Origin of the sequence: Vibrio sp. 10N.261.52.C11 (assembly GCF_041471405.1) — a bacterium.
Classification (GTDB): domain Bacteria; phylum Pseudomonadota; class Gammaproteobacteria; order Enterobacterales; family Vibrionaceae; genus Vibrio; species Vibrio crassostreae_C.
In genome coordinates this window covers 34,109-46,508 of record NZ_JBFROI010000037.1, presented here as the reverse complement: position 1 = coordinate 46,508, position 12,400 = coordinate 34,109, and the positions used below count along the sequence as shown (strand labels likewise).

Below are 12,400 nucleotides of genomic sequence, written 5' to 3'. Positions count from 1 at the left end.
TTAGGCGCTGAATTTTCACTCTCGCGCACGCAAATAGTGACAAGCTGACGACAATATAAAAAATATTCGCTTATTGATAAGGAGCGACGTACGTTTAATTTACCAGAAAAACCAGATCTTCCATCATTGCCTCAAACAAGCTTAACCCCTACCAAAATCACACTTCACAACTCAGCTTGTAAATGAACCTAAGTGTTTGAATAGTCGTAATTGATAAGATCATAAGTTGAAAATTTAGCTCGCTACTCCCTTCTAAAAAGACCCTCTTTTCACAAGGATAAAGCATCTTAAATATTCATGAATAAAGTGATAGAACTATTACTTTCATAAATGAAAAACATTCATTTCAAAAATGGAATTATTGATATCAATATTTGTCGTTTTGATCACATAATTTTAGGCGTAGTTTATATTTTGTCGAAACGAGAGCGAACTAGTTTATATCGTTCTATTTCGTCAGGAGATATAAAACCAGCAAGATTATCTCTTTGTTAACAAGCAAAGTTTTATTAACAAGTAAATGCGAGTAGCAAGACATATTCAAACTGTGTTTTATATGAGCTTACACTGTTAAATATAAGGTTTTATTATGAGGCTTAATGGGATAAGTGGTGACATTCTTGTTGCTGCTAAAAGAGTTGTTCTCTGCCAAGTAGTATTAGCCGTCGGTGTAGTTTTATATGAAGTGTTTTTTGGTAATAAATTAGATATGGAATCGTCGGCTTTGGGTATCGGAATTGCGATGCTACCTCCGCTGTTTGGTTTTATATATGCAAGCCTAAAGGTGCGCAAGAATCCTAATTATAGTTTACGTGACTTAATGCAAATGAGTCGTGTCGTGAAAATAACTTATACGTTCTTAATGTTTATCTTGGCGTTCCAGTTTTTCAAATTGGATAACCCAGTAATATTGTACGCATATATTCTCACTATGGTTGGGTACTTCTTAACACCATTTATTACTGCCTCTACAAGATCGGAGTACGTGTAGTATGGATCAAGTAACTACCGCTCACGAATACATAGAGCATCACTTAACCTTCTTAACTACAGGTGATGGTTTCTGGGCGTTCAACATCGACTCGATGTTGGTATCTTGGATTACGGGTTTACTGTTTATTGGAGCTTTTCGATACGTAGTGACTAAGGGCACCAGCGGTGTTCCAGGTCGATTTCAATGTTTTATCGAACTGATATTTGATTTTGTAAACAACCTAGTAAAAGAGATTTTTCAAGCGGAGGATAAATTAATAGGGCCACTGGCATTAACCACTTTTGTTTGGGTGTTGTTAATGAACGCGGTCGATTTATTACCAATAGATTTCATACCAGCATTAAGTCGTGCAATGGGTCTAGAACACTTTAGAGATCTACCAACGGCGGACGTAAATATTCCAATGTCGATGGCACTCGGTGTATTTATCTTACTGTTGACTTATACATTTAAAAATAAAGGATTGAAAGGCTTTATCAAAGAGCTTACTACGCAGCCATTTGATAACCCTCTTTTATACCCTGTTAACTTAGTTCTTGAATTAATAACATTAATTTCAAAACCTATATCACTAGGCTTACGATTATTTGGAAACATGTATGCAGGTGAGATGATATTTATTCTGATCGCATTAATGCCATGGTGGATGCAATGGGCACTGAGTGTTCCTTGGGCACTATTCCACATATTAATCGTATTCTTGCAAGCATTTATATTTATGGTACTGACCGTTGTTTATTTAGGTATGGCAACAGAAGAACACCACTAATTAATAACTAAAAAATTTAACTAACAAATTATTTATCGGAGATACAAATGGATATCGTAAGCGCAGTTTTATATGTAGCAGGTGCATTACTGATCGGTTTAGGTGCAGCAGGTGCAGCATCTGGTATTGGTAACTTAGCAGGTAAATACCTTGAAGGTGTTGCGCGTCAACCAGACCTTACTCCAATGCTTCGTACTCAATTCTTCATCATGATGGGTCTTGTGGATGCAGTACCGATGATCGGTGTTGGTATCGGTCTATACATCATCTTCGCCGTGGCTTAATCAAACCGCTTTGAAAGATCGATTTGTAAATAATCAAGATTTAGTGAGGAAGGTATGAACTTAAATGCAAGCATGTTTGGACAAGCAATCTCATTCGTGATTTTTGTTTGGCTCTGCATGAAATATGTATGGCCCCCTCTCACCGCGATGTTAGACGAGCGCCAAAAAGAAATCGCTGATGGTTTACGCCACTCAGAGAACGCTGCGAAAGAGCTAGAACTAGCAAAATCAAATGGCGCGCAACTCATCGAAGATGCAAGAAAAGATGTGACTGAACTGGTTGAACAGGGCCGAAAACGCCGCAATGAAATCATCAGCTTAGCGCAACAAGAAGCCGAGCAAGAAAAGGCACGCATCTTAGAACAAGGTAGAGCTGAGCTAGAAGGCGAACGCCAAAAGATACGCCGTGAACTTCAGGCAGATATGGCAGACGCAGTAATTCAAAGTGCACAGAAACTGATTAGCAAAAACCTAGATTCCGCAACGAACCGAGCGCTAGTTGACCAAATGATTAGCGAACTCTAAGGAGAGGCAATATGTCAGATTACACCAATATTGCTCATCCCTACGCCAAAGCATCGTTTGAATTTGCTTTAGGTGAAAACCAGTTACAAGAGTGGCACTCAATGCTGTCCATTCTTGTGGCTGTCGCGGAAGAAGAAACGATCGCTAGTCAGATTTCTTCAGCAGAAGGTGCTTCTACACACCAAACAGAAGAGCTGGCAAACCTCATCATTCATATTTGCCAAGGACTCGTTGATGACCACGTCATTAATCTTATTCGAGTCTTGGCCGAGAACGGCCGCCTTTCTGTTGTAAGAGACCTATTTGAATTGTACTGCGAGCTAAAGGACGAACATGAACGTGTAGTGCCTGTCACTGTCACCAGTTCAGAAATGCTGACACAGGATCAAGTTACGTCACTAACAGCTGCACTTGAGAAGAAATTAGAGCGTCAGGTTGAAATGAAGCAGGTTATTGATGACACGTTAGTGGGTGGAATGGTCATCAAAGCGGGTGAAACCGTTATCGATGGTTCTTTAAACACATCAATTGACCGATTGGCTCATCAACTTCACGCGAGATAGGTAACAATTATGCAATTAAATTCAAATGAAATCAGCGATCTAATCAAAGAACGCATCTCGAAATTTAATGTGAGCACCGAGGCTCGCAATGAAGGCACTATCGTATCGGTTCGTGATGGCATCATCACAATCAATGGCCTTGCTGATGTTATGCAAGGCGAGATGATTGAGCTACCAGGTGGCAAATACGCACTCGCACTTAACCTCGATACCCACTCAGTAGGTGCGGTGGTTATGGGCCCCTACACTGACCTCTCTGAAGGTATGAAAGTGAAAGGTACAGGTCGTATCTTAGAAGTACCTGTAGGTAACGGACTTCTTGGTCGTGTAGTCAACACATTAGGCGAGCCAATCGATGGCAAAGGCCCAGTGAGTTGTGACCGACTCGACCCTGTAGAAGTGATTGCACCGGGTGTAATCGAACGTAAGTCTGTTGATCAACCTATTCAAACTGGTTATAAAGCGGTTGATACCATGGTGCCAATCGGTCGTGGTCAACGTGAACTTATCATCGGTGACCGTCAGACGGGTAAAACAGCGTTAGCTATCGATGCGATCATCAATCAGAAAGATTCTGGCATCAAATGTGTGTATGTAGCGATTGGCCAAAAAGCCTCCACTATCGCTAACGTGGTTCGTAAACTCGAAGACCACGATGCGCTTAAAAACACCATCGTAGTCGTGGCATCAGCATCAGAGTCTGCAGCGCTTCAATACCTAGCCCCTTATGCGGGTTGCACCATGGGTGAATACTTCCGTGACCGCGGTGAAGATGCACTGATCATCTATGATGACCTATCAAAACAAGCCGTTGCTTACCGTCAAATCTCGTTGCTATTGAAACGCCCACCGGGTCGTGAAGCCTTCCCTGGCGACGTATTCTACCTTCACTCACGCCTTCTAGAACGTGCAGCACGAGTGAATGCAGAGTATGTAGAGAAGTTCACTAACGGTGAAGTGAAAGGTCAAACTGGCTCATTAACGGCGCTTCCGATCATTGAAACTCAAGCGGGTGACGTATCAGCGTTTGTACCAACCAACGTAATCTCAATCACCGATGGTCAGGTTTTCCTTCAAACCCAATTGTTTAACTCAGGCTTACGTCCTGCAGTAGACCCAGGTATCTCGGTATCTCGTGTGGGTGGTGCGGCGCAATGCAAGATCATCAAGAAACTGTCTGGTGGTATCCGTACTTCATTAGCTCAATATCGCGAGCTGGCGGCCTTTGCTCAGTTCTCTTCTGACTTAGATGAGATGACGCGCAAACAGCTAGACCATGGTGAGCGTGTTACCGAATTAATGAAGCAAAAACAATACTCTCCAATGTCAGTCGCTGAGCAAGCAACGGTTATCTACGCAGCAGAGAAAGGCTACTTGGTCGGTGTTGAGCTAAACAACATTGCCCGTTTTGAAGAAGAGCTGATTGCTTATGCCAAAGGTCAGAACCCTGCGTTGTTCGAAAAAATCAACGCGACAGGCGATTACAATGACGAAATCGACGGTGCTCTTAAAGAGATCCTAGAAGGTTTTGTTGGGATGAAAGCTTGGTAAGTGCTCCGGTTTGTTAGCTGGAAATCAAAACAAATAGGAGCAGATTATGGCAAGTACTAAAGAAATTCGCACCAAGATAGCCAGTGTTAGTAACACTCAGAAAATCACTAGCGCAATGGAAATGGTTGCAGCAAGTAAGATGCGCAAGGTTCAAGACAACATGACGCTAACTCGCCCCTACGCCGAGAACATGCGAAAAGTTATCTCTCATGTTGCATCGGGTTCCCTGGAGTACCAGCACCCTTACCTGCAACAGCGTGAACCTAAGCGTGTCGCTTACATCATTATCTCGTCCGATCGCGGCTTGTGTGGTGGCTTGAACTCAAACTTGTTCAAGAAAGTGTTAGAAGAAATGGAGCAATGGCGCACCAAGGGAGTCGAGGTAGAAACAACCTTAGTGGGATCTAAGGCTATCTCGTTCTTCCAACGCGGCGGCAACGTTATTGCACAAACGTCAGGTCTTGGCGATACACCTAAGTTAGAAGACATCTTAGGTACGGTGAATGCGATGCTCGGGCATTACGACGAAGGTAAAATCGATAGCTTGTATCTCGTTTACAACCAGTTCGTCAACACCATGGTTCAAGCGCCAACGACCTTGCAGTTGCTCCCCCACCCTTCGGATTCTGAGGAAGGTGGTGAGCCTAAAAAAGCGCGTCGTTGGGACTACATCTATGAGCAAGCACCCAAAGACATACTCTCAGAACTGTTACATCGATACATCGAATCGCAAGTGTATCAAGGCATTGTTGAGAGCATTGCCTGTGAGCAAGCAGCCCGAATGGTCGCTATGAAAGCGGCGACTGATAACGCAGGCCAACTCATTGATGACTTGCAGTTGGTCTACAACAAGGCGCGTCAGGCTGCCATTACCCAAGAGCTGAGTGAAATAGTCTCAGGTGCCCAAGCTGTCTAGGGCTAGAAAAGACTGGGTCAAGAACAGAATTTGAGGATTTAAGAATGAGTGTTGGAAAAATAGTTAAAGTAATCGGCGCGGTGGTTGACGTCGAGTTCAGCGGCGGCAACAGCCCACGCGTTTATGATGCATTGAAAGTGACTAGCGACGAAGCAAGCTCGTTAGTATTGGAAGTACAACAACAACTGGGTAGCAATATCGTTCGTTGTATTGCAATGGGTACGTCAGATGGCTTACGTCGTGGCCTAACGGTTGAAAACACAGGCTCTCCAATCACGGTTCCTGTCGGCGAAGAAACGCTAGGCCGTATCATGAACGTGCTTGGTCAACCTATCGATGAGTGTGGTGAAATCGGTCAGAAAGAAAACTACGAGATTCACCGTGAAGCCCCTTCTTATGAAGAACAAGCAAACAGCACTGAGCTTCTAGAAACAGGCGTTAAGGTTATCGACCTTATCTGTCCATTCGCTAAGGGTGGTAAAATTGGTCTGTTCGGTGGTGCTGGTGTAGGTAAAACCGTCAACATGATGGAGCTTATCAACAACATCGCCAAAGCCCACTCAGGTCTTTCTGTGTTTACCGGTGTAGGTGAGCGTACTCGTGAAGGTAACGACTTCTACTACGAGATGAAAGAAGCAGGTGTACTAGACAAAGTAGCCATGGTTTACGGTCAAATGAACGAGCCACCGGGAAACCGTCTACGTGTAGCACTTACAGGCCTAACTATGGCTGAGCGCTTCCGTGATGAAGGTCGTGACGTACTGTTGTTCATTGATAACATTTACCGTTACACGCTTGCGGGAACAGAAGTATCAGCTCTGCTAGGTCGTATGCCTTCAGCAGTAGGTTACCAACCAACACTGGCTGAAGAGATGGGCGTACTTCAAGAGCGTATCACGTCAACAAAACAAGGCTCTATCACCTCTATCCAAGCAGTATACGTACCTGCGGATGACTTAACCGATCCATCACCAGCAACAACCTTTGCTCACTTAGATGCGACCGTTGTACTGTCTCGTAATATCGCGGCACTGGGTCTATACCCTGCGATTGACCCGTTAGATTCAACGTCACGTCAGTTAGATCCGCTGATCGTAGGCCAAGAGCACTACGACATTGCACAAAAAGTACAAACAACGCTGCAACGCTACAAAGAGCTAAAAGACATCATCGCGATTCTTGGTATGGATGAGCTGTCTACTGAAGACAAACAGACCGTATCTCGCGCTCGTAAGATTGAACGTTTCTTAACGCAGCCTTACCACGTAGCCGAAGTGTTTACCGGTCAGAAAGGTGTCTTTGTACCGCTAAGCGAAACACTAAGAGGCTTTAAAGGTCTATTGAGCGGTGAATATGACGATATCCCAGAGCAAGCGTTCTTGTACTGTGGCTCTATCGACGAAGTGCTTAACAAAGCAAAATCACTCTAAGAGGCAGGTGCACCATGGCTATCGGAATTACAGATAATACATTTCAACTTAATATTGTAAGTGCGGAAGGTACGCTGTTTTCAGGTCCAGCGTATGCCCTAGCCGTTTCTGGCGCTGACGGTGAACTGGGGATCCGCCCCGGTCACTCCCCGCTTCTCAGTAAGATCAAACCGGGCGTAACCGTGTTTGTTACAGACCCTAAATCAGAAGGCCAAGTGCTGTATGTCTCTGGTGGGATGCTGGAAGTTCAGCCGGATGTGGTTACGTTATTAGCCGACACGGCCTTGCATGGTAAAGACATTGACCGCGCTCGCGCAGAAGAAGCGAAATATGCCGCTCTAGAGAACATCAACAAGGGCAACATAGACATTAACTTTGCACAAGCTCAGCTAGAACTAGCGAAAGCCGTTGCTCAGTTACGTGCATCAGAGCTAACTTCTTCTCACACAAGACACTGAGAATAGAACTTAGATGCTCGATACTTGATGTGTAAATAGTCTACCCACTTAAACATGATTTAAGTGGGTAGACTACATCAGAAACCCTCACTTCTCTTTCAACTTCCCCACCCTTTTAACCGCTACTAATACATCCTTTTTCACCTGAGCTTACAACATTACTTCTCTGCAAAGCGCGCTTGGTGTGGGTCCAATTCATGACCTAGCGACTGCGTCAGTGAATGGTACAGTTCAGGCTTACGACCACGAATCCAGCGCCTGCCAGTACACATATCCAACTCTTCGGCTTTTAGCTCTGCAATCACCATATCGTTATCAACGCTGTCCGTCTCGGTGATGATTTCACCATAAGGGCTCAAAATCATCGCATTACCGGTTCTCACTTCATCCATATCAACGCCGACACCATTACTGAACACCACAAACATACCGTTATCGTGCGCTCTTGCAGGCAACCAACGCATTAGCCATTCGCGCCCATTCTTACCCTGCATTTCAGCACGAATCGCTTCTGGGTTTTCATCTCGGTTAAACCATAAATCTGGGTCAATTCGCTTCATTGCATTCGGGCTACGTGACTGACAACCGCCCGTCTGGTGTGGCGCAATCAATATATCAGCGCCTTTCAATGCAGTAATTCGTACGTTCTCGACCAAGTTGTTATCCCAACAAATCAAGATACCGACTTTACAACCATGAGGCGTATCGAACACCGTGTATTGGTCGCCGCTGATCATATGTGGGCTAACGAAGGTGTGCAGTTTACGGTGTTTCTGAACTTCTCCATTGGGCATAGCGAATACGTAGGTATTGTATAACTCGCCATCGATGTCCTGCTCTATCAAACCAGCCCCAACACTCATTCCAAACTGTGTTGCCAGTGCAATCAGCTTTTGAGTCGATTCACCGTTCGGCACAGGTTCCGCTAGCGCTTCAATCTCATCTCGCGACAAAGCAGACACATGCCAGTAGCCAGTGATACACATCTCCGGGAAGCTGATGATCTCCACAACACTTTCTGCAGCGTGTCGAACATATTGCTCTATAACCGAAAAGTTATACGCCTTATCACCTGCGTGGTGGTTAAATTGAACCGACGCTACTTTGATGTCTCTTTTCATTATTCGTCCTCAAATTTCGCTTTATCTGATTTGGTATGAACTCAGTATAAAAAATCGATTCAATTCCATATAATGAAAGATATTCTTAGTTCAATGAGCATTCGGAATGGAATTTGATTTACTGAAGGCGTTTTGTCAGTTGGCTAAGTCGGGCAATTATCGTATGGCATCAGAGCAGCTCTACATTACTCAGTCGGCACTGACCAAAAAGATTCAACGACTGGAATCCAATATAGGAGCGAGTCTATTTTCTCGCGGCAGGAACGGCGCAGAACTGACACACGCAGGTAAAACCTTACTACCCGAAGCCCAACGTTTGGTTCATTCAATGCAAGCGTTTGAGCAGCTTTCAGGCTCCGTAGTGAATGGAACTCAGGGGCATTTGAACATTGGTTTTGGCGTATCTAATTATCACGAAGCACCTAAACTGATTGCCGCCTATAAACAACAGTACCCAGACGTTCACATCACCTTAAATGACACACCGTCTAAGCAGCAGACCGACGAGCTATTGAGCCATGAACTCGATATCAGCTTCAATCGAATACCCGACTCCTCGGATTTAAAGAGCCTAACGCTTTTCAATGATTCGCTTGTGATTGCGGTTCACAAAGATATTCTCAAGCAAGCGCCAGGTAACGATCAGGTTCTCTTTGAGTTATCGAAATGGCCTTATCTAAAATTGGCTCAGCACCGTGGCCCCGGATTAGACAGACAGATTCAACAATATTGTCTTGCCAATAAAATCGACTTATCTAAGACACAAGAAGCCGATGATATCCTCACCCTGCTTGCCTTGGTTTCGGCCAATATCGGTTTCACCATCGTACCCAGCAGTGCGCAGTACATTAGTAACACCGATGTGGAATTCATTGCGTTAGAAGGTGAACACGCGACTTGGCCTGTCGGGTTAATCTGGAATGGAGAGAGTGACAACCCACTCAGGGATAGGTTTGTAGAGTTTGTGGCTCATCAAAAAGGAAATTAGACCAGAAGCTAAATTTCACCAACAAAAAAGGCTCACTAAATAGTGAGCCTTTTGATATTTTCTTAACGTAAACCTAAGTCTAAGGTTGCTTGCGTTTTGAAAGAATAGCTTTAGATCAGTAGGTTAGAGCTATAACTTAGAAGAACTCAATCGAATTACGGCCGCTTTTGTCATCACGTGTTGGCTTTGGCGTATCCGCTTTCTTTTTCGGTTTCTTCTCTTTTTTCTCTTTCTTTGGTTCAGCCTTTGCGCTTAGCATTTCTGCTTTGCTTTTCTTAGATTCCTTCTTCTTAGAATCCTTTTTAGACTGACCTTTCTTCGCCTTGTTCTCTTTTTTAGGCGTTTCTTTCTTTTTCGGCTTTTCTGATTCTTCTTGTACTGGCTGATCACACACCACTACATAGTATTCTTGGTTGAATTCAAAGAAGTCGCCATCGTACATTTTACGACGCTTACGGGTTTCTAGCTCACCATTTACCGCTACGTAGCCTTCAGAGATGATGTGCTTAGCTTCGCCGCCACCACTCACTAGGTTAGCAATTTTAAACACTTTGTAGAGCTCGATTGGCTGTGATGAAACATCAATACCAATTGCTTCAATTTCAATCTCTTCGCCTTCTTCGCCCAGCTCTTGGCCTTCGTAATCAGCGTCTTCGTAATGTTCTTGGTCCATGGTGACCTCTACCTAAATATGTACTTCTGAAATATTGGGCGCAGTGTAATCTTAAAACAACTAAATGACCATGTTGAATTTATAGCTCAAGCCGAGGAAACGACAAGGCAAAACACGCACCATCCAAGTAACTTTCACCAACAGTGACATGTGCTTGGTGACGGTCACACACCTGTTTAACAATAGCTAACCCTAAACCATGGCCCGTTTTCCCCTTGTTCCTCGCTGCATTAGCGCTGTAGAAAGGATCAAACAAAAAAGGCCAATGCTCCGCTTCAACGCCTTTACCGTCATCATGAACCTCAATAACAAATTCATTGTCGGTATACCACAACTCAATAACGATCTTAGTATCGGCAAACTTAAAAGCATTCCTTACTATATTATCCACCGCCCTATTGAATAACTTTAGATCGACATACAAAGAGGCTGGGACTTTTAGTGGCACCTTAATGAGATCGAGTGTTGTCTCTTTCTCCCAAATGCTAAAACGCTCGTTTAGCCATTCATTGGCATCAATAGGTTGCTTAAGCAATTCAAAGCCCCCTCTTTCCAATCGAGCGTAATACAATAGCTCATCAACCATGTCTTCCATTTCATCCGTATCAGCAAGAATACGGGCTATCGCCTTAGATTGTTGCGGAGTTGGTGCTAAGTCACTCAACAACTCAGCCTGCCACTGAATTCGGAATATAGGCGTCCTTAGCTCGTGAGCAACGGCATTAGTCAAAGACTTATTACTATTGATTAAGTCTCTTATCTTGTCCGCCATAACATTAAAGCTACGGTTTAACGTACCTAATTTTATGCTATTTTTTTCGGAAGCTCTTTCTAGTAGATCCCCATGAGAAAAAGCAACCGTCGCCATTTCAAGGTTATTTAATCGGCGCTTGATTCTCCAAACCAAAAACAAGCCGCTAAACGCGAAACCTGTTATTGCAAAAACCCAAATAAGCCGGTTTTCAAATTTGATTTGCTTCCTCAGATAAGAATTTTTGTTCTTAGATAACTCATATAAATCATCACTTCCAACTAACCTTAACCACAGGAAGTATTCGTCATGGTAGTAAACATTTCGGCCTTGCTGCTGAAACGCTTTTCTCACTAGTTCTGGAGCGTTATCAAAAGGTATGATTCGCAGGTTCTGCCGAGTCTTATCCGCATAACTTTTTAATAGATTCTGCGTTTCAAGCAAACCTTTTTCACGGAAAACCACATCAATTAATTCTTGATAAGCTTCTGCTTCATGGTCTCGTAATATGTATTCGTAGTCAGTGCTTAACTTGTAAACAATAAAAGCATAGGAATATATACTCACTAAGAAGATGACTGTCAGCCCCGCTAGGTATTCAAAATAGATACGTCGCATATTATTTATTCAGCTACCGTTACCAACGTTCTGGTACGAACAAGTAGCCTTTACCTCTTACAGTGATGATCTTTTTAGGTGGGACAGTTATGTCATTAAGCTTTTTACGTAAGATTACGATTTTATTGTCGATAAAGCGGTCAATGCCATCGTAATCAATACCTCTCAACTGTTGAGTCAAAAAATTACGTGATAACACCTGTTCTGGCGAGGAAGCCAATAGCCAAAGCAGTTCAAATTCACTCTCCGCTATGGATATATCTTTTCCAATATGCGTACAGGCTTTGGTTGTGCGGTTTAAATTTAACTTACCAAAAACTAACTCATTCTTACTCACTTCAGCACTTATTGAACTGTCAGGAGTGCGACGCAAAAGCATCCTCACTCGAGCAAGTAATACTCTTTGGCGAATTGGTTTACTAATAAAGTCATCGGCGCCAGTTTCTAACGCTGCAACATGGTCAAAATCATCATCACTAGCTGTAAGAATGAGTATCTTTCCCTTAAACTGACTCCGGACTTGCCTACAGATAGTTAGCCCATCAACTTCTGGCAACATAAGATCAAGTAGAACAATGTCGGGCTGAATATTTAAGATTTGCTCACTCGCTGATGCGCCATCAGAAATAGTGATTACATCAAAAGATTGGCTTTCAAAATATTCCTGTAACATCTCTCTTAAGATGGGATCGTCTTCTACGATCACTAGTTTCGGGTTGGTCATAAATCCTTCTCACCATTCCTATTGCTACCTTGCGA

The 12,400-nt window shown here is 43.5% G+C and carries 14 protein-coding genes; 10 read left to right on the top strand and 4 right to left on the bottom strand.

All coding sequences use genetic code 11. The features are described from left to right. Positions 1–589: 589 nt before the first annotated feature. From AB4323_RS15960 to AB4323_RS15920, 9 genes are read left to right on the top strand one after another with little or no spacing between them, the layout of a single operon-like run. Complete coding sequence (locus AB4323_RS15960; protein WP_372058259.1) at positions 590–991, top strand: ATP synthase subunit I; 402 nt, start codon at positions 590–592, stop codon at positions 989–991. A 1-nt stretch (position 992) separates the two neighbouring features. Then, a complete protein-coding gene (gene atpB / locus AB4323_RS15955; protein ID WP_017060838.1) occupies positions 993–1,763 on the top strand; it encodes a F0F1 ATP synthase subunit A in 771 nt (256 codons plus the stop codon). 47 nt (positions 1,764–1,810) lie between these two features. Continuing rightward, the gene (gene atpE, locus AB4323_RS15950) at positions 1,811–2,047 is read left to right on the top strand and encodes a F0F1 ATP synthase subunit C (protein WP_004730405.1); all 237 of its coding nucleotides are present in this window, start codon (positions 1,811–1,813) and stop codon (positions 2,045–2,047) included. A 54-nt stretch (positions 2,048–2,101) separates the two neighbouring features. Beyond that, on the top strand, positions 2,102–2,572 hold the full coding sequence (locus tag AB4323_RS15945) for a F0F1 ATP synthase subunit B (protein WP_017060839.1): 471 nt from the start codon (positions 2,102–2,104) through the stop codon (positions 2,570–2,572). A gap of 11 nt (positions 2,573–2,583) precedes the next feature. Then, positions 2,584–3,135 (top strand): F0F1 ATP synthase subunit delta, encoded by a 552-nt coding sequence (locus AB4323_RS15940; protein ID WP_017060840.1) that lies wholly within the window; start codon positions 2,584–2,586, stop codon positions 3,133–3,135. Between the two features lie 9 nt (positions 3,136–3,144). Next, entirely contained in the window at positions 3,145–4,686 is a 1,542-nt protein-coding gene (gene atpA / locus AB4323_RS15935; protein WP_017060841.1) for a F0F1 ATP synthase subunit alpha, read from the top strand. Between the two features lie 46 nt (positions 4,687–4,732). Continuing rightward, the gene (gene atpG / locus AB4323_RS15930; protein ID WP_017064727.1) at positions 4,733–5,602 is read left to right on the top strand and encodes a F0F1 ATP synthase subunit gamma; all 870 of its coding nucleotides are present in this window, start codon (positions 4,733–4,735) and stop codon (positions 5,600–5,602) included. Between the two features lie 44 nt (positions 5,603–5,646). After that, positions 5,647–7,032 (top strand): F0F1 ATP synthase subunit beta, encoded by a 1,386-nt coding sequence (gene atpD, locus AB4323_RS15925; protein ID WP_017060843.1) that lies wholly within the window; start codon positions 5,647–5,649, stop codon positions 7,030–7,032. A gap of 14 nt (positions 7,033–7,046) precedes the next feature. After that, positions 7,047–7,490: a F0F1 ATP synthase subunit epsilon gene (locus AB4323_RS15920; RefSeq protein ID WP_017060844.1), complete on the top strand. Its 444-nt coding sequence runs from the start codon at positions 7,047–7,049 to the stop codon at positions 7,488–7,490. 158 nt (positions 7,491–7,648) lie between these two features. Here AB4323_RS15920 and AB4323_RS15915 read toward each other — a convergent pair whose 3' ends face one another. Continuing rightward, the gene (locus AB4323_RS15915) at positions 7,649–8,611 is read right to left on the bottom strand and encodes a nitrilase family protein (RefSeq protein ID WP_372152872.1); all 963 of its coding nucleotides are present in this window, start codon (positions 8,609–8,611) and stop codon (positions 7,649–7,651) included. Between the two features lie 106 nt (positions 8,612–8,717). Between AB4323_RS15915 and AB4323_RS15910 the strand changes: the two genes are divergently transcribed. Continuing rightward, positions 8,718–9,599, top strand: a complete 882-nt coding sequence (locus tag AB4323_RS15910) for a LysR family transcriptional regulator (RefSeq protein ID WP_017064729.1) — start codon at positions 8,718–8,720, stop codon at positions 9,597–9,599. A gap of 136 nt (positions 9,600–9,735) precedes the next feature. Here the strand turns inward: AB4323_RS15910 and AB4323_RS15905 are convergent, their stop codons facing one another. The 3 genes from AB4323_RS15905 to AB4323_RS15895 form a co-directional block, all read right to left on the bottom strand. Further along, a complete protein-coding gene (locus AB4323_RS15905) occupies positions 9,736–10,272 on the bottom strand; it encodes an RNA-binding S4 domain-containing protein (RefSeq protein ID WP_017064730.1) in 537 nt (178 codons plus the stop codon). 79 nt (positions 10,273–10,351) lie between these two features. Continuing rightward, positions 10,352–11,641 carry an ATP-binding protein gene (locus AB4323_RS15900; RefSeq protein WP_017064731.1) on the bottom strand — a complete coding sequence of 430 codons (1,290 nt, stop codon included), beginning with the start codon at positions 11,639–11,641 and terminating at the stop codon, positions 10,352–10,354. 19 nt (positions 11,642–11,660) lie between these two features. After that, positions 11,661–12,365 carry a response regulator gene (locus AB4323_RS15895; RefSeq protein ID WP_017064732.1) on the bottom strand — a complete coding sequence of 235 codons (705 nt, stop codon included), beginning with the start codon at positions 12,363–12,365 and terminating at the stop codon, positions 11,661–11,663. Positions 12,366–12,400 lie beyond the last annotated feature (35 nt).

Coding starts and splice junctions, on each gene's coding strand:
- AB4323_RS15960 (WP_372058259.1), top strand. CDS start 590: ATGAGGCTTAATGGGATAAGTGGTGACATTCTTGTTGCTGCTAAAAGA.
- atpB (WP_017060838.1), top strand. CDS start 993: ATGGATCAAGTAACTACCGCTCACGAATACATAGAGCATCACTTAACC.
- atpE (WP_004730405.1), top strand. CDS start 1,811: ATGGATATCGTAAGCGCAGTTTTATATGTAGCAGGTGCATTACTGATC.
- AB4323_RS15945 (WP_017060839.1), top strand. CDS start 2,102: ATGAACTTAAATGCAAGCATGTTTGGACAAGCAATCTCATTCGTGATT.
- AB4323_RS15940 (WP_017060840.1), top strand. CDS start 2,584: ATGTCAGATTACACCAATATTGCTCATCCCTACGCCAAAGCATCGTTT.
- atpA (WP_017060841.1), top strand. CDS start 3,145: ATGCAATTAAATTCAAATGAAATCAGCGATCTAATCAAAGAACGCATC.
- atpG (WP_017064727.1), top strand. CDS start 4,733: ATGGCAAGTACTAAAGAAATTCGCACCAAGATAGCCAGTGTTAGTAAC.
- atpD (WP_017060843.1), top strand. CDS start 5,647: ATGAGTGTTGGAAAAATAGTTAAAGTAATCGGCGCGGTGGTTGACGTC.
- AB4323_RS15920 (WP_017060844.1), top strand. CDS start 7,047: ATGGCTATCGGAATTACAGATAATACATTTCAACTTAATATTGTAAGT.
- AB4323_RS15915 (WP_372152872.1), bottom strand. CDS start 8,611: ATGAAAAGAGACATCAAAGTAGCGTCGGTTCAATTTAACCACCACGCA.
- AB4323_RS15910 (WP_017064729.1), top strand. CDS start 8,718: ATGGAATTTGATTTACTGAAGGCGTTTTGTCAGTTGGCTAAGTCGGGC.
- AB4323_RS15905 (WP_017064730.1), bottom strand. CDS start 10,272: ATGGACCAAGAACATTACGAAGACGCTGATTACGAAGGCCAAGAGCTG.
- AB4323_RS15900 (WP_017064731.1), bottom strand. CDS start 11,641: ATGCGACGTATCTATTTTGAATACCTAGCGGGGCTGACAGTCATCTTC.
- AB4323_RS15895 (WP_017064732.1), bottom strand. CDS start 12,365: ATGACCAACCCGAAACTAGTGATCGTAGAAGACGATCCCATCTTAAGA.